This is a genomic window from Xanthobacter nonsaccharivorans, from assembly GCF_043194755.2.
Classification (GTDB): domain Bacteria; phylum Pseudomonadota; class Alphaproteobacteria; order Rhizobiales; family Xanthobacteraceae; genus Xanthobacter; species Xanthobacter autotrophicus_G.
In genome coordinates this window covers 5,087,591-5,112,994 of sequence record NZ_CM195526.1, presented here as the reverse complement: position 1 = coordinate 5,112,994, position 25,404 = coordinate 5,087,591, and the positions used below count along the sequence as shown (strand labels likewise).

Annotated in this window: 27 protein-coding genes; 11 read left to right on the top strand and 16 right to left on the bottom strand. The window is 69.5% G+C overall.

The features are described from left to right. Positions 1-10: 10 nt before the first annotated feature. The 12 genes from V5F59_RS23410 to secB form a co-directional block, all read right to left on the bottom strand. Positions 11-1,660, bottom strand: a complete 1,650-nt coding sequence (locus tag V5F59_RS23410; protein ID WP_393982826.1) for a formylmethanofuran dehydrogenase subunit A — start codon at positions 1,658-1,660, stop codon at positions 11-13. After that, complete coding sequence (locus tag V5F59_RS23405) at positions 1,657-2,976, bottom strand: formylmethanofuran dehydrogenase (protein WP_393982825.1); 1,320 nt, start codon at positions 2,974-2,976, stop codon at positions 1,657-1,659. The genes V5F59_RS23410 and V5F59_RS23405 overlap by 4 nt, the downstream gene beginning before the upstream one ends. 311 nt (positions 2,977-3,287) lie before the next feature. After that, complete coding sequence (locus V5F59_RS23400; RefSeq protein ID WP_393982824.1) at positions 3,288-3,641, bottom strand: hypothetical protein; 354 nt, start codon at positions 3,639-3,641, stop codon at positions 3,288-3,290. Further along, on the bottom strand, positions 3,622-4,353 hold the full coding sequence (locus V5F59_RS23395; RefSeq protein WP_393982823.1) for a porin family protein: 732 nt from the start codon (positions 4,351-4,353) through the stop codon (positions 3,622-3,624). The genes V5F59_RS23400 and V5F59_RS23395 overlap by 20 nt, the downstream gene beginning before the upstream one ends. Further along, positions 4,350-5,519: a pyrroloquinoline quinone biosynthesis protein PqqE gene (pqqE, locus tag V5F59_RS23390; protein WP_393982822.1), complete on the bottom strand. Its 1,170-nt coding sequence runs from the start codon at positions 5,517-5,519 to the stop codon at positions 4,350-4,352. The genes V5F59_RS23395 and pqqE overlap by 4 nt, the downstream gene beginning before the upstream one ends. Beyond that, positions 5,516-5,728, bottom strand: coding sequence for a pyrroloquinoline quinone biosynthesis peptide chaperone PqqD (pqqD, locus tag V5F59_RS23385; protein WP_393982821.1), 213 nt, complete (start codon positions 5,726-5,728; stop codon positions 5,516-5,518). Before pqqD ends, pqqE begins: the two co-directional genes overlap by 4 nt. A gap of 59 nt (positions 5,729-5,787) precedes the next feature. Next, positions 5,788-6,597 carry a pyrroloquinoline-quinone synthase PqqC gene (gene pqqC / locus V5F59_RS23380; protein ID WP_393982820.1) on the bottom strand — a complete coding sequence of 270 codons (810 nt, stop codon included), beginning with the start codon at positions 6,595-6,597 and terminating at the stop codon, positions 5,788-5,790. Continuing rightward, positions 6,594-7,493, bottom strand: a complete 900-nt coding sequence (gene pqqB / locus V5F59_RS23375) for a pyrroloquinoline quinone biosynthesis protein PqqB (RefSeq protein ID WP_393982819.1) — start codon at positions 7,491-7,493, stop codon at positions 6,594-6,596. The genes pqqC and pqqB overlap by 4 nt, the downstream gene beginning before the upstream one ends. A gap of 51 nt (positions 7,494-7,544) precedes the next feature. Further along, positions 7,545-7,622 (bottom strand): pyrroloquinoline quinone precursor peptide PqqA, encoded by a 78-nt coding sequence (pqqA, locus tag V5F59_RS23370; RefSeq protein WP_081437156.1) that lies wholly within the window; start codon positions 7,620-7,622, stop codon positions 7,545-7,547. A gap of 460 nt (positions 7,623-8,082) precedes the next feature. Continuing rightward, on the bottom strand, positions 8,083-8,781 hold the full coding sequence (locus V5F59_RS23365) for a response regulator transcription factor (RefSeq protein ID WP_393982818.1): 699 nt from the start codon (positions 8,779-8,781) through the stop codon (positions 8,083-8,085). Continuing rightward, positions 8,778-10,406: a sensor histidine kinase gene (locus tag V5F59_RS23360; RefSeq protein WP_393982817.1), complete on the bottom strand. Its 1,629-nt coding sequence runs from the start codon at positions 10,404-10,406 to the stop codon at positions 8,778-8,780. Before V5F59_RS23360 ends, V5F59_RS23365 begins: the two co-directional genes overlap by 4 nt. A 221-nt stretch (positions 10,407-10,627) precedes the next feature. Beyond that, positions 10,628-11,110 carry a protein-export chaperone SecB gene (gene secB, locus V5F59_RS23355; RefSeq protein ID WP_393982816.1) on the bottom strand — a complete coding sequence of 161 codons (483 nt, stop codon included), beginning with the start codon at positions 11,108-11,110 and terminating at the stop codon, positions 10,628-10,630. A 149-nt stretch (positions 11,111-11,259) separates the two neighbouring features. Here secB and V5F59_RS23350 point away from each other — a divergent pair, with 149 nt between their 5' ends. Further along, entirely contained in the window at positions 11,260-11,457 is a 198-nt protein-coding gene (locus tag V5F59_RS23350; RefSeq protein WP_393982815.1) for a DUF1674 domain-containing protein, read from the top strand. A 21-nt stretch (positions 11,458-11,478) separates the two neighbouring features. On the opposite strand, the gene V5F59_RS23345 is transcribed toward V5F59_RS23350, so the two are convergent. Continuing rightward, a complete protein-coding gene (locus V5F59_RS23345) occupies positions 11,479-12,285 on the bottom strand; it encodes an undecaprenyl-diphosphate phosphatase (RefSeq protein WP_393982814.1) in 807 nt (268 codons plus the stop codon). Between the two features lie 386 nt (positions 12,286-12,671). Between V5F59_RS23345 and V5F59_RS23340 the strand changes: the two genes are divergently transcribed. From V5F59_RS23340 to trmB, 10 genes are all read left to right on the top strand, one after another. Next, entirely contained in the window at positions 12,672-13,361 is a 690-nt protein-coding gene (locus V5F59_RS23340) for a glutathione S-transferase family protein (RefSeq protein ID WP_393982813.1), read from the top strand. Continuing rightward, positions 13,358-14,509: a tRNA epoxyqueuosine(34) reductase QueG gene (gene queG / locus V5F59_RS23335; RefSeq protein ID WP_393982831.1), complete on the top strand. Its 1,152-nt coding sequence runs from the start codon at positions 13,358-13,360 to the stop codon at positions 14,507-14,509. Before V5F59_RS23340 ends, queG begins: the two co-directional genes overlap by 4 nt. A gap of 304 nt (positions 14,510-14,813) precedes the next feature. Continuing rightward, positions 14,814-16,211 carry a tRNA (N6-isopentenyl adenosine(37)-C2)-methylthiotransferase MiaB gene (miaB, locus tag V5F59_RS23330; protein WP_393982812.1) on the top strand — a complete coding sequence of 466 codons (1,398 nt, stop codon included), beginning with the start codon at positions 14,814-14,816 and terminating at the stop codon, positions 16,209-16,211. Positions 16,212-16,315: 104 nt separating this feature from the next. After that, on the top strand, positions 16,316-17,356 hold the full coding sequence (locus V5F59_RS23325) for a PhoH family protein (RefSeq protein ID WP_393982830.1): 1,041 nt from the start codon (positions 16,316-16,318) through the stop codon (positions 17,354-17,356). 3 nt (positions 17,357-17,359) lie between these two features. Next, on the top strand, positions 17,360-17,878 hold the full coding sequence (ybeY, locus tag V5F59_RS23320; protein ID WP_393982811.1) for an rRNA maturation RNase YbeY: 519 nt from the start codon (positions 17,360-17,362) through the stop codon (positions 17,876-17,878). A gap of 23 nt (positions 17,879-17,901) precedes the next feature. Next, positions 17,902-18,876: a hemolysin family protein gene (locus V5F59_RS23315; protein ID WP_393982810.1), complete on the top strand. Its 975-nt coding sequence runs from the start codon at positions 17,902-17,904 to the stop codon at positions 18,874-18,876. Between the two features lie 4 nt (positions 18,877-18,880). Beyond that, positions 18,881-20,527, top strand: coding sequence for an apolipoprotein N-acyltransferase (gene lnt / locus V5F59_RS23310; RefSeq protein ID WP_393982809.1), 1,647 nt, complete (start codon positions 18,881-18,883; stop codon positions 20,525-20,527). A gap of 98 nt (positions 20,528-20,625) precedes the next feature. Further along, complete coding sequence (locus V5F59_RS23305; protein ID WP_393982808.1) at positions 20,626-21,033, top strand: helix-turn-helix domain-containing protein; 408 nt, start codon at positions 20,626-20,628, stop codon at positions 21,031-21,033. A 135-nt stretch (positions 21,034-21,168) separates the two neighbouring features. Continuing rightward, complete coding sequence (gene metK, locus V5F59_RS23300; RefSeq protein WP_393982807.1) at positions 21,169-22,362, top strand: methionine adenosyltransferase; 1,194 nt, start codon at positions 21,169-21,171, stop codon at positions 22,360-22,362. An 85-nt stretch (positions 22,363-22,447) separates the two neighbouring features. Continuing rightward, a complete protein-coding gene (gene trmB / locus V5F59_RS23295) occupies positions 22,448-23,134 on the top strand; it encodes a tRNA (guanine(46)-N(7))-methyltransferase TrmB (RefSeq protein WP_393982806.1) in 687 nt (228 codons plus the stop codon). Positions 23,135-23,137: 3 nt separating this feature from the next. Here the strand turns inward: trmB and V5F59_RS23290 are convergent, their stop codons facing one another. From V5F59_RS23290 to V5F59_RS23280, 3 genes are all read right to left on the bottom strand, one after another. Next, positions 23,138-24,004, bottom strand: a complete 867-nt coding sequence (locus V5F59_RS23290) for an SDR family oxidoreductase (protein ID WP_393982805.1) — start codon at positions 24,002-24,004, stop codon at positions 23,138-23,140. Positions 24,005-24,076: 72 nt separating this feature from the next. Further along, a complete protein-coding gene (olsA, locus tag V5F59_RS23285; protein ID WP_393982804.1) occupies positions 24,077-24,958 on the bottom strand; it encodes a lyso-ornithine lipid O-acyltransferase in 882 nt (293 codons plus the stop codon). Then, positions 24,955-25,338 (bottom strand): Fur family transcriptional regulator, encoded by a 384-nt coding sequence (locus V5F59_RS23280; RefSeq protein ID WP_393982829.1) that lies wholly within the window; start codon positions 25,336-25,338, stop codon positions 24,955-24,957. Before V5F59_RS23280 ends, olsA begins: the two co-directional genes overlap by 4 nt. Between the last annotated feature and the right edge of the window lie 66 nt (positions 25,339-25,404).

Sequence of the window (25,404 nt, the reverse complement as noted above, 5' to 3'; positions counted from 1 at the left end):
GCGGGTGCGGTCATGGGTTGAGCTCCACCAGCTCGGGACCTTCGCCGCCACGGATCTCCCCGTCGGCGATCTGGTAGTGCTTCGCCTTCAGCCCCACCGCCTCGTCGAACCAGCGCTCCAGCCTCTTGTCCATCAGGGGGTCGGACGGGGGATGCAGCGCATAGGTCCGCCCCTGGGTGAGGGCGACGATCTCGCCGTTCCGCACCACCACCTGCCCGTCCTTCAGGACGAGCCGCGGGGCGGCGAACATGGCCTCCCGATCCGGCTGCTCCACATAGAGCACCACGTCCGCCCGGGCGCCGGGGCCGAGATGGCCGCGGTCCTTGAGGCCGAGGGTGCGGGCGGGCGCCGCCCGGGTGACCACCGCAATCTCGTCCAGCGTGTATTCGCGGGAGATCTCGGCGAGCCGGGTATGCGCCCGCGCCGCCTTGTGGATGCGTGAGAGGTGGTCGTCGCGGAAAGGCTTGTCCATCAGCAGGCGGATGAGGTGCGGATAGGAGGTGAACGGCCCGCCGTTGGGATGGTCCGTGGTGAGGTAGACCCGCCAGGGATCCTCGATGAGCAGGAACAGCTCCAGCCCGATGGCCCATTGCAGCGCGTTCACGAAGGAGGTGTCGCGATAGTTGAAGGGCACCACGCCGCAGGCGGCATCCATCTCGATGTCCATGCCGATCCACTTCTTGGGATCGGCGATGCCATGGTTGCGATACTGGGACATGAGGTCGGCCGAGGCGGTCACCGTCTGGCCGAACATGATCTGCCCCACGTCCACCGAGATGTGCGGATTGGCGTTCACCGCCTCCGCGATTTCCGCGGAACCGGACGAGAAGTGCCGGTCGCCCTCGGTGCCATAGGAATGGAACTGGATGTGGGTGAGGTGGAGCGGGAAGCCTTCCGTCGCCCCGATGGTGGCGAGGGTCGTCTTCACGTTCCCGGGCACGCCGAGATTGCACCCGTGGAGGTGGATGGGGTGCGGCACGCCGAGTTCAGTCACGGCCCTCTGGAGGGTGTTGAGTATTCGGCGCGGGGTGAGGCCGTAGAATGGCCCGGTCTCGTCAAGATCGAGGGCACGCCCGTTGAACTTGAAGGCGTTGATGCCGCCGGGGTTCACGATCTTGATGGCGCAGCACTGGGTGGCCTTGAGCATCCAGGCCACATAGTCGTTCACCGCCTGCTGGCCCTCGCCCTGGGCGATGAGGCGCAGCAGGAAATCATCGTTCCCCAGCACCAGGAAGCCACCGGTGTCGATATTGGGGATGTCCGCCATCTCCAGGTGGGCGTGGCGGGCGTTGGCCCCCACCACCGCCGGCTCGAACACGGCGGTGTAGCCCATCTGCGAGTAGCGGCAGCCGGTGGCATGGGTGGTGGGCGCGGCCCGGCCGCCGCCGCAGCCGCAGAAATCGCCGAGCGGCTCGGGATAGAGCGTCCGGTCCTCGTTCATCAGCAGCCGGCCGAGATTGACCTTGCCGCCGGCAATGTGGCTGTGCAGGTCGATGCCGCCGGCGAGCACGATGGCCCCGGAAGCATCCACCACCTCCTCGCCGGCTGCGCGCGGCGCATCGGCGATAATGCGCCCGCCCTCGATCAGGATGTCACGGACCTCGTCCGCAATGCCGTTGGCGGGGTCGAACACGCGTCCGCCGGTGATGCGCGTTCTCATGCCGCCCCCCCGAGTGCCTTGAGGATGGCCGCCGCAGCCTCGGCGAGGCTGGGCAGCTCCTTCTCCCTGAGCGCCTGAAGCGGCAGGCACACCACCGAATCCATGCGGAACACGTGGCCCCCATGGTCGACACCGGGCGTGCCCACCGGGATGAACACCTCCGGCTCGCGCGCGAATACGGTCTCCGCGTGGGCCAAAGCGATCACCGGCCCGCGGTCGAAGGCGGGCGGCGGCTCGGGCCGGAAGGCATTGGCGTGCAACAGCAGGTCCGCATCCCGGAGCGCCACCGCGGTTGCATAGAGCTCCGGCACATGCCGGGCCGTGCCGGCGCCGACGACCGTGCGCAGCGGATAACCGAAGCGCCACAGGGCGAGCTGGTGGGCGCCCGTCACATTGTCCCGCCCGCCGAGCGGGAACACCGCGGCGCGGGTGGTGACGGAAAGCAGGTCCACCGCCTCCGCCGCCGCGCCCGCGACGGCCGCCGCCTCGTCCGGCGCGAGGGTCGCGGCGTTCCAGGTGAAGACACCGTACCGGGCCGCCTTCAGGACATCCGCAAGCTCGGCCAGCGCCGCGCCGGCGATGCCGGACACGGCGGGGATCATCTCCACGTCGCGGTTTGCCAGATAGGCCACCAGAACCGCCGCTGCGGTGGCGACCTCGCCCTCGGGCACGGCGATCTCGGTGATCTGGTGGCCGGCGAGCACGCGGCGGGAAGCCTCCGACAGCGGGCCGCCGATGACCACCACGCGCCGCTGGCCGGGCGCCGCGACGAACAGCGGCGCGGCGTCCGCCGCGCCCGGCGCCGCCACCGGCAACGCCCGCTCGAAGAAGTGACTGAAGGCGGGGGCCGGGTCGCCGCCGAACAGCACCAGGATATCACAGCGGTTGCGCACCTCGGCCAGAGTGGCCGCGATCCAGCCGCGCCGGGCGAGACGCTCCAGATTGGCGAACAGGCCGCCCGAGGCCGCATGGTCGATGCTGGCGCCGCGCACCATGGCGATGTCGTAGAGGCGGCGCAGGCCTTCGAGGTCCGCGCCAAGGCCTGCGAAGACCGCCGAATGGGCGGCATCGAGATGCCGCGCCGCGGCGACCGCCGCCTCCTCCAGGCTCGCGGCCTTGCCGTTCACCCGTGGCGAAGGCGGCGGAACATCCCCGCGCGCCAGCAGCCGCGCCGCGTCGGCGCAGGCCTTCTTCGGCACGATGACGCGTCCGGAGACGGACACCTCCAGGTCATCGCAGCCAAGGCCGCAGAAGCCGCACACGACATCGCGCACGATGCGCGGGGCATCGCCAGTTGTCAGGTCACCCGATGTCATGATGTCACCCGAGCGCGGGTAGGCTGGACGGCGACGGCACAGGCGCGACGCGTTTTCCAGCCAGAATGGGTGGGAGCGAGAGCAGACGGACGGATTGGTAGCGGTCGTTGGCCATGGCTTTGCCTTGGGGGTTGAAGGTCCCGATCAAGACGCCGCGGCGGTTGCCCGCTTGTCGTTGCAGTGCGCTTCGGAGGAAAGATTCCGTGCGCCATGCGTCTGTTCTTGAATGGCAAGCTAACATAGGCGCGAGGGGCAGAAAACCCGTCACTTGTGCGGCAGATGCGAGCAGATGTTGTGCGCTGCGAAACGCGCTATTTGAAGCATTGCACCTCGGCTTCCGCCTGGGCGCGGCGCAGGTCCGCGATCACGTCGTCATACTGGGGCGTGTTGCGGAAGATGCTCGCCGCCTGCCCCACGCCCTGGCGCATGGACAGGATCGTCTCCGCCGCCACGTAGCGGTCGTAGGGCAGGATGGAGGCGAGCGTGTCGACCGAGCAGGCGCAACGCGTCATGGCCTCGCGCGACTGGCCGTTCGCCGCCATGCAGCCGATGACGTAATCGACGCGCGCCGACGTGGGATAGTCGTTCTCAACCGCCGGCGCGGCATGCGCGGCACCGGCGGCGAGAAGCAGCAGGAGCGCGGCTTCAGGAGCCCTTCGGATCATAGGCGATGCTCTCCTCCCACAGCCGCCCGCCGGGCGCGTCGGCTGCGATGTCGATCTTCACGAGCTGCCCCGGCACCTGCGGGGAGACGTCGAACGTATAGGTCAGGGTGTCGAGCCCGCGCATGCGCACCGCATTGGGGTCGCCCCTGAAGGGGCTCACGCTGACGCGCCAGCCCTTCAGCGTGCGCCCGTCGACGGTGAACTCCGCCGGGGTGACGGTGGCCTTGTCACGCAGGCCCGCGCGGATGGTGTTCTTGAAATAACGCGGATTGCCCTTCAGCCGGCCGGACAGCTCGACCAGATGGGATTCCAGGAACAGCATCAGCGCCGGATTGGTGGTGACGCCCTCGAACGGCCCGGCCGCGCGGCGGTGTTCGCCGGTGAAGAGCTGGACGGTGACGTCCCGCGCATCCCCACCCTGGGCGGCGGGCGCCACCTGAAGGCGGATGACGTCCTCGAACGAGGGACCCAGCTCCGGATCGCTCACCTTGCGAACGTAGCGATAGATCAGCGGCTGGTCCGCCGGCGCATTCACGAGCTGCGGCGTCTCGAACAGCAGATCGGCGGCCTCGGGCGCGGCAGGAGCGGGCTGAGGAGCGGACTGGGGCGCGCCCTCGGCCGCCCCGGCGATGCGCGGCTCCACCAGGAGGCCCGCCGCAAACAGTCCGCCCGCGAGCGCCAGAGTGAGGCCGAGGAAGCGTCGCGCGCTCATGCACCCTCCGTGCGCACCGTCGGCGCGCCGCCGATGGTGCGATAGATATAATCGGGCGGCACCGCCGCCGCCTCGGAATTGGCCAGCGCCTCCACCCGGGCATGGAACGGCGATTTCGCGCAGGCCGGATCGGTGGCCGAGGCATCCCCCAGCAGCGCCATGGCCTGGCAGCGGCAGCCGCCGAAGTCCATCTCCCGCCGCTCGCAGCTGCGGCAGGGCTCGGACATCCATGCGGTGCCGCGGAAGGCGTTGAACGCCGGCGAGGAGCGCCAGACGTCGCCCAACGCATGCTCGCGCACGTTCCAGAATTCGAGGTTCGGGATGCTCTCCGCCGCATGGCAGGGCAGCACGCGGCCGGTGGGCGTCACGTTCAGCGTGCGCCGGCCCCAGCCGCCCGAGCAGGGCTTGGGATAGCGGGCGTAATAGTCCGGAATCACCATGTCGATGACCAGAACGCCCTCGAGCCGCTTGCGCGCCGCCTCCACCAGGGCGACGGAGCGGTCCACGTCGGGGCGGGCCGGCATCAGTGCGGCGCGGTTGGCATAGGCCCAGCCGTAATACTGGGTGTGCGCCACCTCCAGCCGCCGCGCCTTCAGCGCCACGGCGAGGTCGATGATGGCCTCCACCTCGTGGATGTTGCCGCGATGGATGACGGCATTGACGGTAAGCGGCAGGCCGAGGTCGGTCACCTGCTTCGCGAATTCGAGCTTCGCCGCGTGGCCGCCCTTGTAGCCGCCGATATGGTCGCCGGTTTCGGCCGTGGCCCCCTGCAGGGAAACCTGCACGTGGTCGAGCCCGGCGTCCGCCAGCGCGCCGATCATCCCGCTGGCGCGGCCGATGCCGGAGGTGATGAGATTGGTGTAGAGCCCCTCCGCCGCGCAATGGGCGGTCAGCTCCACCAGATCCGGCCGGGCCGTGGGCTCGCCGCCGGAGAGATGGACATGCAGGATGCCCAGCGCGGCCGCCTCGCTCAGCACGCGCTTCCAGGTGGCGGTGTCCAGCTCCGCCTCGCGGCGCTCCAGCTCCAGCGGGTTCGAGCAATAGGGGCAGCGCAGCGGGCAGCGGTGGGTCAGCTCCGCCAGGATGCCGATGGGCAGGCCCACGGGTGGGGCCTCCTGCGGCCGCGGCGCGGCGCCGGGCTCCCGCTGCACGGTCTCGATAGTCATCGCTCGATCACCCGTCGCGCGATGAGGTCGCCGATCATGTCCCGCACGTCGTCGGCGATCACCTCGCGCTTCTCGTCATAGCGGGCGGCCAGCGCATCGACGATCTCGCCGCAGGTGCGCGTGCCGTCCACCAGCTCCAGGACCGTCGCCGCCGTCTCGTCGATGTCGAAGGCGCGCTCCGGCGCCAGCAGCACGTGACGGGAACGCACTTGATCATACTTCAGTTTCACGCCACGCGGGAGGCGGGGAACGTCGGTCTCCTCGGCCTTCATGGATGGGTCGCCTCGCTCACCGCCACGCCGGGGCGCCAGGCGCCGGGGGCGGGCCAGCCGGGCTCCACATACGCAAAGTAAAGCGCATCGAGCTGCGCCCAGAGAACTTCCGTCTTGAAGGTGAGGGCGCGGATGACGGCGCGTTGTTGCTCGGCCGTGCGCGCATTCCGCTTCACGTAGTCCAGGGCGAAGTCCGCGTCCTTCGGCGCCTGATCGAGGCGACGACGGAAATAAGCGACGACGCGCTCGTTGATGAAGTCATAGTTGGCGAGCATGCCGGAGATGCGCTCGGCATGGATGCCCGGGGCGAACAGCTCGGTGAGGGAGGAGGCCACCGCCTCCAGCAGCGAGTGATCGGCGACGAAGCGCACATAGGCCTCCACCGCGAATTTGGTGGCCGGCAGCGCGCCCTCCTTCGACACCACATAGTCGCGGTCGAGGCCGAGCCCGTCGGTGAGCACCAGCCAGCGCTCGATGCCACCCGAATCCTCGCCGAAGCCGTCATGGTCAGTGACGCGGTGCAGCCATTCGCGGCGCAGCTCGCGGTCGTCGCAGCGGCTCATGAGCGCCGCGTCCTTGCGGGGGATGGCGGACTGGTAGCAATAGCGGTTGAGCGCCCAGGCGCGCACCTGATCCCGGTTCAGCCTGCCGGAATGCAGCAGCTTATGGAACGGGTGGAGGTTGTGGTAGCGGGTGGCACCCACCTCGCGCAGGGCCGCCTCCAGCCCCTCGGGTGAAAGCGGCTCGCGGGGCGAGGGTAGCGGCGGGAAAACGAGCGGCGGCGTGGCTACGGCAAGGACGGTCATAGGGAGAACTCCATCCCGTCCCGCGCGAGGGTCCAGCCGGCGGCCTCCACGGCGCGCCGCTCCTGCGATCCGTCGATGAGGGCGGGGTTGGTATTGTTGATGTGGATGAAGACGCGCCGCTCCACCGGCACATCCTTGAGGAGCTCCACCGTGCCGCCGTCCCCGGCCATGGACAGGTGCCCCATGCGCGCGCCGGTCTTGGTGCCGACGCCTGCGGCGATCATTTCGTCGTCGCGATATAGCGTGCCATCGAAGAAGAGGAGATCCGCCCCGGCGATACGCTCCCGCAGGGCCGGCGTGACCGCGGCGCAGCCGGGCACATAGACGAGCCTGCGGCCGTTGGCCTTCACCGTCACGCCCACGGTGGAGCCGCTCTCCTCGCCGATGACGAGGGAGGCATCCTCGCGCCAGAGGGGCACTTTCCCCGGCACGGTGAAGAATTCCATCTCCAGCCCCGTCGCGGGCGAGAAAGGAACCCCGAACTCAGCCGTGTGCCGGCCCACGAAGGCGGGCGACACCACGTCGAACACCTGGTTTTCGCGGATGAGGCCGAGCGTGTCGGCGGTGCCGTAGACATCGAAGGGCTGGCTCTCGCGCAGGGAGAGCAGGCCCGCGATATGGTCCACGTCACCATTGGTGAGCACCACGGCGCGGATGGGACTGTCGCGGTCGCCCGATCTGGGATGAAGGGCAGGTGTCTCGCTGATCTGCGCCCGAAGGTCGGGCGAGGCGTTCAGGAGGACCCACGCGCCGCCCCCCGCCGAGACAGCGATGCTCGACTGGGTGCGCGGCTCGACGCGCGGATCTCCGGACCACGCCAGCCGGCACACCGGACAGCGGCAGTTCCATTGTGGAACGCCGCCGCCGGCCGCTGAACCGAGAACGATCACCTGCATGACGCGTCGAACGCTCCTGCTTCCCCGTTCCCGGTCACCGACCACCCTGGATCAGAAGTCGGCCGGCAGATAGGCGGTGACTTCCATGCCGACGCAGACTTCGCACACCTGAGGCTTGTTCCAACGCATGATGCTTCCTCCTGTGTTGCGCCCCTGATCTTCATAAGAAGATCCTAAGAACGCACTGTAATGATGAAATTCACTACAGTGATTTCAAATATTGTCACTCTACCTCTGTCCCGCAAGCAAAATATGATGCTGCGCCGCACACGAAACGGCACGGCGCCAAAACCGCCTTCAGGATCAAGGGGCGCTCATACCAATAGCGGCCGTGCCAAGCCCGCGCGGCACAGGGACGGGCCCGACCGACACCGGTCGAAGACCGGGGCGATGGGCAAGGGTCCCTTGAAGGGTGAAACAAAAATGCCCCCCGGCTGCGGCCGATCTGGATCGCATGTTCGAACACGAACTGGCTCTAGGCGGTTGTGCAACCCCCCATGAAGATTTGACGGCTTGCTCCAAGCCCTGACCGGAGCCGGTAGCCCGGGCGGCGGATTCCGTCTGCCGCCCGGTGCCGCCCGGAAGCGGGTCAGTGCGCGGGAGCCGAGCCGGCGAGGTCCAGCATGAAGCCGCGGCCGCGCACGGTCGCCACCTGCGGACCGCCGGCCTTGCTGATGGGCGCGAGCTTGGTGCGCAGGTAGCCCACATAGACATCCACCACGTTCAGCGAGGCGCCGCCCTGGTTGGCCCACAGGCGGTCGAAGATCTCGCCGCGCGGCACCGGGCGGTTGGGGCTGCCCATGAGCAGGGCGAGCAGTTCCGCCTCGCGCTCGGTGAGGCGCACGTGGATCTCGCCGAACATGGCGGTGCGGGTGGAAAGGTCGAGCACCAGGCGGCCGGCGATGATGCGCCGGTCCTGCGCGCCGCCCGAGCGGTGCATGAGATGGGCGCGCAGGCGCGCCACCAGCTCGCCGAACACGAACGGCTTCACGATGTAGTCGTCCGCTCCCGCGGAGAGGCCCTCGGCGCGGTCGTGCACTTCGTCCTTGGCCGAAAGAAAGAGGATCGGTCCGGAATGGCCGGCATCGCGCAGGGCGCGGCACACATCGATGCCGGAGCCGTCGGGCAGCATGATGTCGAGGAGAACGGCGCAGGGATTGTACTGGCGCGCCGTGTCGAGGGCCTCGTCCGCGCGACCCACCACCGTCACGTCGAAGCCCTCGGCGGAAAGGCCGCGGCTCAGCATGGCACCGATGTCGCTGTCGTCCTCGACCACCAGAATGTTCATCTTGTCTCCAGTCCGTCCGCCCCGTCCCCGGCATCCGTCGGCAGGCCGGCCCCCTGCCCGCCGATGGCGGCGGCGGGGTGCGGCAGCACGATGGCGACACGCGTTCCGCCGCCCTCCGCGTCCTCGAGTGTTATACGCCCGCCGTGACGCGTTACCACCCATTCGGCGAGGGCCAGCCCAAGGCCGAAGCCCGTGCCGTCGCCCAGCCGCTCGCCGCGGGCGAAGCGCTCGAACAGGCGCGCGCGCGCCTCCGACGGGATGCCGCGCCCGTCGTCCGTCACCGTGATGCGCAAGGCGGGGGGCCCCTCCCCCGTGACCACGGCATGGGCCACCACGATGGTCCGGACCGGGCCGCCATGGCGCAGGGCATTGTCGATGAGGCCCTCGACCACCTGCCGCAGCCATTCCCGGTCCGCATGGACCAGAACGTCCCGGGCGTCGCCGTCGAGCCTGAGCGCCACGTTGCGGCGCCGGGCTGGCGTCTCGAAGCTGGCCACCGCCTCCGCGAGCAGCGGGGCGAGCAGCACGTCCTGGAAGACCAGATCGATCTCGCCGCTCTCCGAACGGGCGACGCGCAGAAGATCCTCCACCCGGCGATGCAGCCCGCCGGCGCGCTTGCGGATGGTGGTGAGCACCGACCGCGACAGATCCTCGGGGATGGCCGCGGCCCGCTGGGTCACGTCGCATTCGCCGATGATGACGGTGAGCGGCGTGCGCAGCTCGTGGCTCACGTCGGCGAAGAAGCGCCGCCGCGAGGCGTCGATGGCGGCAAGGCGGGCGTTGGCGGCAGTCAGGTCGGCGGTGCGCTCGGAGATGGTCTTCTCCAGCATGGCGCGGTCGTCCGCCACCCGCCGCTCCCGCCGGCCGAGCCTTGCGGCCATGCGGTTGAAGCGCGCCATCAGCAGGCCGAGCTCGTCCCGTGGACCGATGGCAAGGCGCGTCCCCAGATCGCCATGGCCGATGGCCGCCGCCGCCCGGTCGATCTCGGCGAGGCGGCCGAGGAGCGGGCGCGCGAGGGCCCGGTGCAGCACCAGGGCCGCGATCAGCACCAGCACGGCCACCGCCACCGCGCCGATGCGCAGGCGCAGGGAAAGGGCGAGGGCCTCCTCCCGCGCCGCCGTGACGCCACGCCGCTCGCTCTCCACCAGCAGGGACAGGGTGGGCCCGACCGCGGCGGCGAAGGCGTTGAGGGCGCCCCGCACCCGGTCGGTGCGGCGGGTCCCGTCAGGTTCGGCGAGAGCGGTGGTGATCTGGCGGTCGAGCACGATGAAATCGGCGCGCAGGTGCGCCGTCATCCTCTCGCGGGCCTGCCCCACCACGTCGGGACCGGCGGAGGCCGCCCGCACGGTGGCCGCCTCCAGCAGCCCCGACACGCGTGAGCGCGCCTCCTCGATCCGGGCGCGGTCGGCGGTGGGGTGCTCAGCATCGGCCACGGCGGCGAGGCCGAACTCGGACAGGCGCGCGGACATCTCGGTGAGCAGGTCGAGCCGCTGCTGCGCGGCAATGGCGGCCTCCAGCGCGCGGTCGGCCGCGCCCGCCGCCAGGAGCACGCCCAGCGCCGCAAGCACGGCGAAGAATGCCGCCGCCCCGGTCAGGGCCGCGAGCCTGAAGCGAATGGATCTCATCGCCGTCCGCAGGTTTCTCTCCCGAGGCGCGCGTTCGTTGCGCGCGCCCATTGCGCACCCTTGCCGGGTGTCGACGCTCTTATGTCATCTCACCCCACCGGGGCGGTACGGCGGGAGGATACGCCAGCACCCCGCCGGAAAAAACAACGCCGCCGCGAGCGGGCGCTCGCAGCGGCGGAAACACGGGAGGCGGAGCCCCGGAAGGCCTCGCGACGCCAGCCTCAGGCCTGGCCGGCCTGGAAGCGCTGCTGCCCTTCGGCCTGCAGGCGCTGCTGATAGAGGGCGGCGAAGTCCACCGGATCGATCATCAGGGGCGGGAAGCCGCCATTGCGCACCGCATCGGCGATGATCTGGCGGGCGAAGGGGAAGAGGATGCGCGGGCACTCGATGAGCACCACCGGCTGCAGGCTCTGCTCCGGAACGTTGAGGATGCGGAAGATGCCCGCATAGACGAGCTCGAAGGCGAACAGCGTCTCGCCGTTCACGTTCGCGCCGCCGTCGATCTTCAGCTCCACCTCGAACTCGCCATTGCCGCCCGGCTTGGCGTTGACGTGGATCTGGATGTTGACGTCCGGCTGGCTCGGCGGCGCGGCGAGAGAGCGCGGCGCGTTCGGATTCTCGAACGAGAAATCCTTGGTGTACTGCGCGAGCACGTTCAGCGACGGCGCCGCATTCGGGTTGGGGCCGCCATTCTGCGTGGCCATGCGCATCTCCATTTGAAAGCGTTGATCGGACGAGCCCGAACGAGGGTCGAGCCTTGAAAGGCGCGGCGCAGCTAGCATGCTTTGCGCCGCGGGTGCAAGAATGGGGAAAGGTTGGGGCGCCGCCGCAACCTGTCCGATGGAGATGCGATATGGACGAGGAGAAGGTGCAGCCGGCCCGCAAGCCCTTGAGCGAGGCCGCGAAGCGGGCCCTTGCCGAGGCCGAGGCCCGCCGTGCCGCCATCGACGCCGCGGTCAAGGACCGGCCGAAGGAGATCAACGGCCGCGACGGGCCGGAGCCCGTGCGCTACGGCGACTGGGAAGTCGGCGGCATCGCCAGCGACTTCTGAGACGGCCGCCGGGCGACCGCCTCAGCCCACCAGCGCGAGCCCGACGAGGCCGGCCACACCCACAGCGATGCGCCACCAGCCGAACGGCGCGTAGCCGTGGCGGGAGACGAAATCGAGCAGCGACTTCACCACCAGCACCGCCGCGCAGAAGGCGGCCACGAAGCCGATGACGATGAGCAGCCCGTCGTCGAAGGACAGGTTGCTGCGGTTCTTGTAGAGGTCGTAGACGAACGCCCCCAGCATGGTGGGCAGCGCCAGGAAGAAGGAGAATTCCGCCGCCGCGCGCTTGTCCACGCCCATCAGCATGGCGCCGACGATGGTGGAGCCCGAGCGCGACATGCCGGGGATCATGGCGAGGCACTGGAAGAAGCCGATGATGAGCGCGATGTGCCAGGGCAGCCCCATGGCATTGTTGTAGCGCGGCTCCGGCACCACCTTGTCGATGAACAGCAGGATGATGCCGCCGAAGATCAGCGTGCCGCAGATGAGGGCCGGCGTCTCGAACAGCACGCTCTTGATGAAGCCGTGCGCCAGCGCCCCGATCACCGCCGCCGGCAGGAACGCCACCAGCACGCCGATGACGAAGCGCCGCGCCCCCGGATTGGTGGGCAGCTGCTGCGCCACATGGAGGAAGCGCTGGAAATAGACGGTAAGGATGGCGAGCACCGCGCCGAGCTGGATCAGCACCTCGAAGGTGTGGCCGTTGCTCTCGAAGCCGAGAAAGTGGCCCGCGAGCAGAAGATGCGCCGTGGATGAGACCGGGATGAACTCCGTCAACCCTTCCAGCAGGCCAAGTGCGAGGGCTTCGAGCATGTCGCCGAGGGTCATGTCGTGCAGTTCCGGGGAAGCGGTTCGGGTGGGCCGCCATCCTGTTCCGACGCCTTCGCAGGTGCAATCAGGCGCGGCGGCGAACCGGGCTTCCGGAGCGCAATGCAGCGCCATTTGTGCGCCGCCTGTTGCCCGGCTGCAACAGCGGCGGCGGCACGCGCCTACCCGCGCCGGGTTCCAGAAATTCCCTGTCCCCAGCCGACGTTGGGGAAGATTGCGGTACGCCCTTCGTCATTCCTTCACGATGTTTGTCGCCCCGCTGCCGGCATCGGGAAACTACGGATGCGATGCAGCGCGATGGAACCAATCGGAAAGGATCGGACTCTAAGAATGGGGAAGCCGGGCGACTGGCCTCCTCCCCTTCGACCCCCGGCGCAAATCGGCCCATGTATCTGCATCATCATCCCTTTTGCCCGCATTCCCGCTTTGTCCGCCTGCTGCTCGCCGAATACGGGCTCGAGCCGGAGCTGGTGGAGGAGCGCGTGTGGGAACGCCGATCCGGCTTCCTTGCCCTCAATCCTGCCGGCGAGACGCCGGTGATCGTGGAAGAGATGCAGGCCTCCGTGCCCGGCGCCACCATTATCGCCGAATATCTCGACGAGACCCGCGGCCTCGCCCTCGCCCCGCATCGCCTGCTGCCGGAGGATCCCGCCGGGCGCGTGGAGGTGCGGCGGCTGACCCAGTGGTTCCACGAGAAGATGTATGTGGAGGCCACCGAGCCGCTGGTGCGCGAGCGCATCCACAAGCGCTACATGAACCGCGAGCAGGGGGGCGGCCCGCCGGACGCCACGGCCCTGCGCATGGCGCGCAGCAATCTGCGCTATCATCTGAAATATATCGGCTGGCTGGCGAAGGCCCGCAAATGGCTGGCGGGGGAGCGCATCAGCCAGGCGGACCTGGCCGCAGCCGCGCACCTGTCGGTGGCCGACTATCTGGGCGACGTACCGTGGGACGAGGACGAGCACGCGAGGGACTGGTATGCGCGCATCAAGTCGCGGCCGACCTTCCGCGCCCTGCTGAACGAGAGCATCCCGGGGATGCCCCCCTCCAAGACCTACGCGGACCTGGATTTCTGACCCCTCCCCCCGCCGGGCTCGAGGCCCGCCTCGCGGCTTTTGCCGCCGGGGAGGGCTTCGACGCCCTCGGCATCGCCCGGCCGGACGCGATTGCCGCGGCCGCCCCCCGGCTCAAGGCCTGGGTGGCGACGGGCGCCCATGGGGACATGGGCTGGATGGCCGAGACGCTGGAGCGCCGGGCCGATCCCCGCACCCTGTGGCCGGAGATCCGCTCGGTCATCATGCTGGGGCTGAACTACGGCCCGGCCGAAGACCCCCGGAAGGTGCTGGAACAGCGCACCGCCGGCGCCATCTCCGTCTATGCGCGGGCGGAGGACTATCACGACATCATCAAGCCCAGGCTCAAGCGCGTCGCCCGCGCGCTCCTCGCCGAGGCGGGCAGCCGCGGCCTCTCTGGGGACGTGAAGGTGTTCGTGGATACCGCCCCGCTCATGGAGAAGCCGCTGGCAGCGGCGGCGGGCCTCGGCTGGCAGGGCAAGCACACGAATCTCGTGTCGCGGGACTTCGGCTCCTGGCTGTTCCTCGGCGCCATCGCCACCACGCTGGAGCTGCAGCCCACCGCAGCCGAAGGGGATCATTGCGGCTCCTGCCAGTCCTGCCTCGACGCCTGCCCCACCGGGGCCTTTCCATCCCCCTACGTCATTGATGCGCGGCGCTGCGTCTCCTACCTCACCATCGAGCACAAGGGGCCGATCCCGGCCGACCTGCGTCCGCTCATGGGCAACCGCATTTATGGCTGCGACGACTGCCTGGCCGCCTGCCCCTGGAACAAGTTCGCGCAGGATGGCCGGGAGGCGAAGCTGGCGGCGCGGGCGGAGAACGACGCCCCGCCGCTGGCCGATCTGGCCGGGCTGGACGATGCCGCCTTCCGCGCCCGCTTCCCCAAGAGCCCCATCAAGCGGGTGGGGCGCGCGCGCTTCGTGCGCAACGTTCTGATTGCCATGGGAAACTCCGGGAATGCCGGCTTCCTGCCACGGGTGGAGGCGCGGCTCGCGGACGACGAACCGCTGGTGCGCGGGGCGGCGGTGTGGGCGCTGGGGAAGCTGGCGGAGGCGGAGGCGGTTCACCGCCTGAAGCAACAGCATCTTTCCCGGGAGGACGACGCGGATGTGCGGGCGGAATGGACCGTCCTCGCACCCCCTCGATGATCCTCACGCACGTCATGCCCCGGCTTGGCCGGCGCGCCCACGGGTGGCTCCGCGCTCCCGGACGGAGAGCGAGCGGCGCGGCGGACCCGCCGGACAGGCCGGCGGGTGACGACAGTCCGAGACGGCCTGCCCGGGCCGACCCTTCGGGCGCGGAGATTCGACAGGCTCAAGTCCCGGCCTGTTCCCAATCCCGCCGTTTGCCGATAGGATTGTTTCTTCACGGATCCACAAGGGGGGCGAGAACAGCTGGCGTCACGATCGCGTCGCGCCCATGCGCGAGGATCAGGACGACAGAACAGGCGACATGCACGAGCCCCGCAAGCTTTACGTCAAGTCCTTCGGCTGCCAGATGAACGTCTACGATTCCCATCGTATGGCGGACACCCTGGCACGCGAGGGTTTCGTGGAAACCCAGGATCCCGCCGAGGCGGACCTCGTCATCCTGAACACCTGCCACATCCGCGAGAAGGCCGCCGAGAAGGTCTATTCCGAGCTCGGGCGCCTCAGGAAGCAGAAGCAGGAGGCCGGCTCCGACACCATGATCGCGGTGGCCGGCTGCGTCGCCCAGGCCGAGGGCGCGGAGATCATGCGCCGCGCGCCCGTGGTGGACCTGGTGGTCGGCCCCCAGAGCTACCACCGCCTGCCGGAGCTGCTCGCCGACGCCCGGGCCGGCAAGCGTGTGGTGGACACCGATTTTCCCGTCGAGGACAAGTTCGACCACCTGCCCGCCCCCACCCGCGCGGCGACGCGCTCCCGTGGGCCGGCGGCGTTCGTGACGGTGCAGGAGGGCTGCGACAAGTTCTGCACCTTCTGCGTGGTGCCCTATACCCGCGGCGCCGAGCTGTCCCGGCCGGTCGGCAAGATCCTGGACGAGGCGGCGCGGCTGGTGGACCAGGGGGTGCGCGAGATCACCCTCATCGGCCAGAACGTCAACGCCTTCCACGGCGAGGGTCCGGACGGCACGGTGTGGAGCCTCGCCCTGCTGATGGAGCGCATGGCCGGCATCGAGGGGCTCGCCCGGCTGCGCTACACCACCTCCCATCCCCGCGACATGGACGATGACCTCATCGCCGCCCACCGCGACCTGCCGCAGCTGATGCCCTACCTGCACCTGCCGGTGCAGTCGGGCTCGGACCGCATCCTCGCCGCCATGAACCGCAAGCACGGGCGCGAGGATTATCTCGTCCTCATCGAGAAGATGCGCGCCGCGCGGCCGGACATGGCGCTGTCCTCGGACTTCATCGTCGGCTTCCCCGGCGAGACCGAGACGGACTTCGCGGACACGCTGGACCTGGCCCGCCGGGTGGGTTTCGCCAGCGCCTATTCCTTCAAGTACAGCCCGCGCCCCGGCACCCCGGCGGCCGATCACGAGGCGCAGGTGCCCGAGGCGGCGAAGGCCGAGCGCCTCGCCGAGCTGCAGCACCTGCTGGAGGCCTCCAAGGCGGCGTTCGACGCCTCCTGCCGCGGCAAGACCTTCGAGATCCTTCTGGAGAAGCCCGGCCGCCAGCCGGGCCAGCTCATCGGCCGTTCGCCCTATCTGCAGAGCGTGGTGGTGAACGATCCGCCCGCCCATGTCGGCGAGCTCCTCACCGTGACCATCACCGACGTGGGGCCGAACAGCCTCGCGGGGGTGCCGGTGGGTGAGGCCGGGACTTCCCCTTCGTCCGTCCTATCCCGGCCGCTTGCGGCCATGGAGGCCTGAGCTTGCGCAGACCCGGCAGCGACCAGCGCGACCGCCCCGTCGATCGCCACCAAGATCGCCCCCAAGATCGCCCCTTGGCCCCCACCGGCCCGGCGCGCGCGGCCGTGACCGCCCCGTGGGCGAGTCTGGAGGACGAGGGCCCGGCCCATGTGGTGCTGGCCTTCGACGACAACCGGCTCGCCACGCTGCTGTTCGGCCACTACGGGCGCAACCTCGCCCTCATCGAGCGCAAGCTCGGGGTGAAGGCGGATTCCCGCGGCAACCACGTGACGCTGGAAGGCGCGCGCGATGCCTGCGAGCAGGCCCGCGCCGTGCTGGAGCACCTCTACGACGCGCTCCGCAAGGGCCGCGAGATCGCCCAGGGCGACGTGGACGGCGCCATCCGTGAGGTCACCTCCCAGGGCTCCCTGTTCGATTTCGACCCCTCCGAGGACCGCCAGTCCTTCGACGAGATCCAGCTGCGCCGCCGGCCCGTGCGGGCCCGCACCCCGGCGCAGGACGCCTATATCCGCGCCCTGAAGCGCCACACCCTGGTGTTCGGCACCGGGCCCGCCGGCACCGGCAAGACCTGGCTGGCGGTGGCCTATGCGGTGCACCTGCTGGAGCGGCGGATGGTGGACCGCATCATCCTCTCGCGACCGGCGGTGGAGGCGGGCGAGCGGCTCGGCTTCCTGCCCGGCGACATGAAGGACAAGGTGGATCCCTACCTGCGCCCCATCTACGACGCGCTCTACGACCTCATGGACCGCCCCTTCGTGGAGCGGGCCATCCAGTCCGGCGAGATCGAGATCGCACCCCTCGCCTTCATGCGCGGGCGCACCCTCTCCAACGCCGCGGTGATCCTGGACGAGGCGCAGAACGCCACCTCCATGCAGATGAAGATGTTCCTCACCCGCCTGGGCGAGAACTCGCACATGATCGTCACCGGCGACGCCAGCCAGACCGACCTTCCCGCCGGCCAGGTCTCCGGCCTGTCCGAGGCGGTGCGCCTGCTGGAAGGCATCGAGGGCGTGGGGGTGTGCCACTTCAAGGCCGAGGACGTGGTGCGCCACGAGATGGTCGGCCGCATCGTCGCCGCCTACGAGAAGCTCGACGCCGCGAAGCTGGAAGCCGCCGTCGCGCGCACCTCGCGGACGGGGGCCTGAGCCGTGGCTGCCCCTTCCCTCGTGCCCGAGGACGAGCCCGCCGTCGCCGTCGACGTGCTGGTGGAGGCGGACGGCTGGTCCGCCCTGCCGGAGGCGGAGGCCATCGCCATCCGCGCGGTGGAAGCCGCGCTCACCGCCTGCGGGGAGGACGTGCCGCTGCCCTGCGAGGTGTCGGTGACCCTCACCGACGACGCGCGCATCCGCGTGTTGAACCGGGACTGGCGCGACAAGGACAAGCCGACCAACGTCCTCTCCTTCCCCCAGCCCGACCTGCCGGAGGGCGTGGACGCGCCCCAGCCGCTCGGCGACATCATCGTCGCGCTGGAGACGCTCGAAGCCGAGGCTTCGGACGAGGGCAAGACGCCCGGCAACCATCTCGCCCACCTGGTGGTGCATGGCACGCTGCACCTGATGGGCTACGATCACATCGAAGACGACGAAGCAGAGGAAATGGAGGCGCTGGAACGGCAGGTCCTCGCGGGGCTCGGGATCGACGATCCCTATGCGCTGCCGCAGGACTGACGGACCTTAGCGAAGACGAGGCCATGTCCAACATCGACCAACCGACCGAGGTCAGCTCTTCGGAGCCGCAGAGTTTTCTCGATCGATTGCGTGCCCTCCTCGGCACGTTCCGTCCGCACGGCTCGCTCCGCACCGACCTCGTGGAGGTGCTGGACGCGGCGGAGGCGCCCGAGGAGGAAGGGGAATTCACCCCGTCCGAGCGCAAGATGCTGCGCAACATCCTTCACCTGAAGGAGGTTGGCATCGGCGACATCATGGTGCCCCGCGCCGAGATCGTCGCCGTGCGCAAGGACGTGTCGCTGGGCGAGCTCCTGAGGCTCTTCGTCTCCGTCGGCCATTCCCGGCTGGTGGTCTATGACGACACGCTGGACGACCCGGTGGGCATGGTCCACATCCGCGACCTCATCGCCGTCCTTGCCGGCGACGTGGCGAACGAGCCCACGGGCAAGCTCGACCTCGGCGTGGTGAACCTCGACCGCTCGCTGGAGGACGCAGGCCTCATCCGCCGCCTCCTCTACGTGCCGCCCTCCATGCCGGCGGTGGATTTGCTGGTGTCCATGCAGGCGGCCCGCACCCATCTCGCCCTGGTCATCGACGAATACGGCGGCACCGACGGCCTCGTCTCCATCGAGGACGTGGTGGAGGAGATCGTCGGCGAGATCGAGGACGAGCACGACGAGGCGGCCGAGACGCTCCTCACCCGCCAGCCGGACGGCAGCTTCCTGGCCGATGCCCGCACGCCGCTGGAAGCGGCGGTGGAAGTGCTGGGGCCCACGTTCGCCACCGAAGAGGCGCTGGAGGAGGTGGACAGCCTGGGCGGCCTGCTCGTCTCCATCGCCTCGCGCGTGCCCCGGCAGGGGGAGCTGATCGCCTTGCCGGGCGGCTTCGAGGCGGAAGTGCTGGAGGCCGACCCCCGCCGGGTGAAGAAGCTGCGCATCATCCCCCCGCGTGCCGAGCCCATGGGCGCGTCGGATGCGGACGAGCCGCCGCCAGCCTGAAGACGTGGCATTGAACCCAACCGCAGCCTTCGTATCCCCGCGCCCCCGGCTCACCCTGCGCCAGCGCCTGCTCGCGCTCGGCCTCGCCGGAGGCTGGCGCCGGCGCCTCGTCGCCTGGGGCGCGGGCGCGCTCGGGTCCCTCGCCATGCCGCCGTTCGGCCTGTGGCCGGTGCTGGCGCTGAGCTTTCCGGCGCTGGTCATCCTCCTCGACGGCACCCGCGGACCGCCGCGGCAGCGCCTCATGGCGGCGGCGGGCATCGGCTGGTGGTTCGGCTTCGGCTATTTCGTCGCCTCCTTGTGGTGGATCGGCGACGCGCTGCTGGTGGAAGCCGACGTGTTCGGCTGGCTGCTGCCGTTCGCGGTCATCGCCATGCCGGCGGGCCTGGCGCTCTTCACCGCGCTCGGGACGGTGATGGCCCGGCTGCTGTGGTCGCGCTCCATGCTCCGGGTGTTCGCGCTGGCGTTCGGCCTCACCGGGGCGGAATGGCTGCGCGGGCACGTGCTCACGGGGTTTCCCTGGAACACCTACGGCTACGCCTTCTCCGAATCCCTCATGCTGATGCAGGGCGCATCGGTGGTGGGCGTCTATGGGCTCACCTTCTTCGCGGTGCTGCTGCTGGCAACGCCGGCGCTCCTGTTGCGGCCCGGCGGCCGCGGGGCCGTGGCAGCGGCGGCGCTGGCAGCGGTGGTGATGGCCGGCGCGGCGGCCTGGGGCGCCCATCGGCTTGCGGTGACGCAGGTGGGCAACGTTCCCGGCGTAGCCCTGCGGGTGATGCAGCCGAACCTGCCGCAGGACAAGAAGTTCGCCTACGACCGCCGGCGGGAGATCCTTCTGAATTACCTGAAGCTCTCCACCCGGCCGAGCCCGGCCTATCCCGCCGGGCTGAACGACGTGAGCGTGCTGGTCTGGCCCGAATCCGCCTTCCCCTTCATCTATGAGCGGGAGCCCTGGGCGGCGGCGGACGTCGCGGAGACGCTGCCGGCGAACGTGACGCTGGTGACGGGGGCCATCCGCTACGACCAGCCGCCCGAAGGGCAGGTCTCCCCGTTCTTCAATTCCATCCGCGTGCTGGATGCGCACGGGCGGGTGCTGGAGACCACGGACAAGGTTCACCTCGTGCCGTTCGGGGAATACCTGCCCCTCCAGGCCACTTTGGAACGTCTCGGGCTTGAACAACTTACGCGTGTACGCGGCGGATTTTCCTCCGGCGGGACGCTCCAGCCCCTGAGGGTGCCGGGGCTGCCCCTAGCGTCACCGCTTGTATGTTATGAAATTATCTTTCCCGGAAAGGTAATTCCGTCCGGCCCGCGGCCCGGCGTTCTCCTCAACCTGACCAATGACGCATGGTTCGGAAAAACGCCCGGGCCTTACCAGCACTTCGCGCAGGCCCGCCTGAGGGCGGTGGAGGAGGGGCTTCCCCTGGTGCGGGCGGCCAATACCGGCATCTCGGCGATCATCGATCCGGTAGGGCGAATCGTCGCATCGCTCCCGCTCGGTGACGAAGGGGTCGTGGACGGTCCTTTGCCCAATGCGTTGGAAACGGTTCCCATTGCGGGACGTTTTGCCGGCACCATCCTTGCCGGGCTCCTACTGGCCGCGCTCACGCTTGCGGCAGCACCCCTTTGCGGTTGTGCTACACGCTTAAGTTGATCGACGCTCGCGCAATGTGTCCTTATGTTCCCGGCGATCAGGGCAGCCTTCGCTTTGCGAAGTATCGAGTAATCTTTTCCGACACAGCCGGAGAGACCATGGTCAAGAAGGCGCCGAATCCTATCGATAAACACGTTGGCTCTCGCGTGCGGATGCGCCGCATGATGGTGGGCATGAGCCAGGAGAAGCTGGGCGAGCACCTCGGCATCACTTTCCAGCAGATCCAGAAATACGAAAAGGGCACCAATCGCATCGGGGCCAGCCGTCTGCAGCAGATCTCCACCGTCCTCGGTGTTCCCGTGGCTTTCTTCTTTGAAGGCGCGCCGACGGTGGGGCCGGAAGGCGAGGGCTTCTCGGAAGAGCAGTCTCCCGCTTATGTCTCCGACTTCCTTGCAACCTCCGACGGCCTGACGCTGACGCGCAACTTCATGCGGATCTCCGACCCTAAGGTTCGGCGTCGCATCGTGGATCTCGTCATCGCCATCGCCGGCGAGGCGGAAGCGTAGGCCGCATCGCCCCGGCGTTCATCATAACGTTCGTTTTACCGAACGCTTTCGCCGAGGCGATCTTGACCGTTCGCAACCGCGTTGCCAAAAGAGCACGACCCCGCAACGCGGTGCGGACGCAAATGAGGCCGAGCAATGGCGCGCCAGTCCTACCTCTTCACGAGTGAATCCGTCTCCGAAGGCCATCCCGACAAGGTTTGCGACCGCATCTCCGACGAGGTCGTGGACATCTTCTTCCGCACGGCGGAGGCGGAAGGCTGGGATCCCGGCGTCGTGCGTTGCGCGTGCGAGACCCTGGCCACGACTAACAAGGTGGTGATCGCCGGCGAGACGCGCGGCCCGTCCTCCATCACCAAGGACCTCATTTCCCACGCGGCCCGGCTCGCCATCAAGGACATCGGCTACGAGCAGGAAGGCTTCCACTGGGAGAATGCGGACATCGACGTGCTGCTGCACGCCCAGTCCGCCGACATCGCCCAGGGCGTGGACATCGCCGGCAACAAGGATGAAGGCGCCGGCGACCAGGGCATCATGTTCGGCTACGCCGTGCGCGAGACCCCCGAGCTGATGCCGGCTCCCATCTACTACGCCCACAAGGTCCTGAAGAGCCTGGCCGAGGCCCGCCACTCCGGCGAGACCCATGCCCTCGGCCCCGACGCCAAGAGCCAGGTGACCGTCCGCTATGAGAACGGCAAGCCGGTGGGCGTCACCCAGATCGTGCTGTCCACCCAGCACCTGGACGAGAACCTCTCGTCCCACGACGTGAAGTCCATCGTCGAGCCCTACATCCGCAGCACCCTGCCGGACGGCTGGATCTCCAATGAGACCATCTGGCACGTGAACCCCACCGGCAAGTTCGTGATCGGCGGGCCGGACGGCGACTGCGGCCTCACCGGACGCAAGATCATCGTCGACACCTACGGCGGCGCGGCGCCCCACGGCGGTGGCGCCTTCTCCGGCAAGGACCCGACCAAGGTGGACCGCTCGGCCGCCTATGCGGCGCGCTACCTCGCCAAGAACGTGGTGGCCGCCGACCTCGCGGACCGCGCCACCATCCAGCTCGCCTACGCCATCGGCGTGTCGGACCCGCTCGCGGTCTATGTGGACCTGCACGGCACCGGCAAGGTGGACGAGGCCAAGCTCGAGAAGGTGCTGCGCGAGGTGATGAACCTGCGTCCCCGCGGCATCCGCGAGCACCTCGGCCTCACCAAGCCCATCTACGCCCGCACCGCGGCCTACGGCCATTTCGGCCGCGCGCCGGAAGCGGACGGCGGCTTCTCCTGGGAGAAGACCGACCTCGTGGACGCGCTCAAGTCCGCCGTGGGCTGAGCCGCGATCATCCAGCACACGAAGCGGCGGCGGGCTCATCGGGCCCGCCGTCTTGCGTTACGATCACCTGCATAAAATGCACGCCATGACCGAAGACAAGGAACGCCGCGGCGCCTTCTATGGCCGGCGCATCGGCAAGTCGCTGCGCGGCGCCCAGCAGGATGCCATGGTGCGCCTCCTGCCGCGCTACCGTCTCTCCTTGGACGAGGGGGCGACGCCCACCGCCCTGTTCCCCCACACGCCGGAGGGCCTGTGGCTGGAGATCGGCTTCGGCGGCGGCGAGCACCTGCTTTCCCACGCGGCGCGGCGGCCGGGCTTCGGCTTCATCGGCGTCGAGCCCTTCATCAATGGCATGGCGCGCATGCTGGTGGACCTGGAGAAGGCCGGCCTCGCGAACATCCGCCTGTTCGACATGGATGCCGCCCTCCTGCTCGACCGGCTGCCGGACGGCTGCCTGGAGGGCGCGGACCTGTTCTATCCCGACCCGTGGCCCAAGCGCCGCCACTGGAAGCGGCGTTTCGTGCGGGCCGACAATCTCGACCGCCTCGCCCGCGTCATCCGCAGGGGCGGCACTTTCCGGGTGGCCTCGGACGTGCCCCATTACGTAGGCTGGACGCTCGCCGAAGTGCGCGCCCATGGCGCCTTCCGCTGGACCGCGGAGACCGCCGACGACTGGCGCACGCCCTATCCCCACTGGCCGGGCACCCGTTACGAGGCATGGGCCATGGACTGCGGCCGCACGCCCACCTACCTCACCTTCAAGCGAACCTGAGCGTCACGGCTCCGCGTCCCGCAACGCCGCCAGCCCCTCGCGATAGGTGGGAAAGGCAAGGCGTACCCCGAGCTCTTCCTTGAGGCGGCGGTTGGCGACCCGCTTGTTGCCGGCCCAGAAGGTGAGGGCCATGGGGCTCATGGTCTTCGCCGCTTCGGCGAAGGGAATGGCCGGCGGCACCGGCAGGCCCAGCAGCTCGGCCGCATACGCCACCGGGTCCGCCGGGGAGGCCGGCAGGTCGTCGGTGACGTTGACCACGCCGTCGAAGCGCTTCGCCACGCAGGCGAGGATGGTGGCTGAGATGTCGTCCACATGGATGCGGTTGAACACCTGTCCCGGCTTGTCGATGCGCCTCGCCTCGCCCGCCTTCAGCTGCACCAGCGCATTGCGCCCCGGCCCATAGATGCCGGCGAGGCGCAGCACGGACACCGGCACGCCCTTCGCCTGGCCGAAGCCGAACCATTCCTCCTCCGCCTTCAGCCGCCGTTCGAGCCGCAGGCTGCCGCCGCGGGGCGGCGTCGCCTCGTCCACCCAGGCGCCGCCATGGTCGCCATAGACGCCGAGGGTGGTGAGATAGACCACCTGCGCCAGCCGGCCCGCCTCCAGCACGGGGCGGGCGCAGCGGAGCACCGGGTCGCCCCGCTCGTCCGGCGGAGCGGACACCAGCAGCACCTCGGTGCCCGCAAGGGCGGCGGCAAGCGGCGCGGAGAGGCCCTCGCCATCGAACAGGAATGGCACCACCCCCGACGGCAGGTCGGCGAGCCGGTCCGGCGTGCGCGCGGTGCCGATGACGGGGGCGAAGGCGCCGGGATGGGCCGCCAGGAGATGGCGGGCGCAATAGCCGAAGCCGAGGGCGGCAAGGGAAGTCATGGTGCGGTGATGCCGCAGGAGACCGCCGGGCACAAGGGCGAACCGGGCGCGAAATCCGGCGCGGCGGTCCGCTCAGTCCACCCGGCCGGCAAGCGCGCGGGCGGTGAGGGTGCGCACCGCCGTCTCGCAGGCGCGGGTGACGCTCTTGCGGTCATGGGTGTCGTCCAGGGCGACCGGGGCGCCGAAGCTGACCTCCACGTCGATGGCGCCATGGCGCAGCACGTCCAGCAGGTGGGGCGCGAGATCCATGTCGCCGAACCAGGCGGCCACTGCGCGATGGGAGCGGCCCATGGGCACGCCCTGCAGGCGCACGTAAGCGACCGAAAGAGGTTGAACCATCACCTCCCCGGTGGTGGCGAAGGCTTCGCGCACCGCCCCAACCAGGGCCGTGCGGAACGGCAGCACGCGGTTGCCGTCGCTGGAGGTGCCCTCGGCGAACAGCACCACCGGGTCACCCTGGCCGAGGCGGTCGGCGATCTCCCTGTTCACCGCCCCGGTCGCATGCCGGCGCTGGCGATCCACGAAGACCGTGCGCTGGAACCTGGCGAGAAGGCCGATGACCGGCCAGGTGCCCACCTCGCTCTTCGCCACGAAGAACAGGGGCGTGAGCGAGCCGACCACCGGAATGTCGAGCCAGGAGGCGTGGTTGGCGAGCACCAGCAGCGGCCGCCCCGTGGCCGGCGTCCCCCGCACCCTCACCCGCACGCCGATGAGGCGCAGCAGGATGCGGTGGTAGAGGGTGGGAATGGTCCGGCGCGTGGGCAGGCCGGCCTTGAGCGACAGCCACTGGGCGGGAATGCCGACCGCCGTCACCACGCCCACCACCGCCAGCACGCCGCCGAGGCGGATGCGGTCCATGAGGCGCGACCAGAGGGGCCGCTCCGGCCCCAGCGCGTCCACCGGCTGTCCGTCGCCGGGCGCAGGCCGGCCCGGGGGCCCGCCGGGCGAGGTCACGGCTTGTCGTCCTCGTCGAGGGGAACGGCATAGAGCTCCAGCCGGTGCCCGCGCAGCTTGAAGCCGAGGCTGTGGGCAATGGCTTCCTGGAGCGCCTCGATTTCCTTGCTCTGGAACTCGATCACCCGGCCGCTCCTCAGGTCGATGAGGTGGTCGTGGTGCTCGTCGGGCATCTGCTCGTAGCGAGCGCGGCCGTCGCCGAAATCGTGCCGCTCGATGATGCCGGCGTCCTCCAGCATCTTCACCGTGCGGTAGACGGTGGAGATGGAGATGTTGTCATCGATGGCGACGGCGCGGCGGTGCAGTTCCTCCACGTCGGGATGGTCCTGCGCGCCGGACAGCACGCGGGCGATGATGCGCCGCTGTTCCGTCATCCGCATGCCCTTGGCCAGGCAGGCTTCCTCGATGACGCTGATCTTGCCGCTCAAGCGGGTAACCTCCGGACG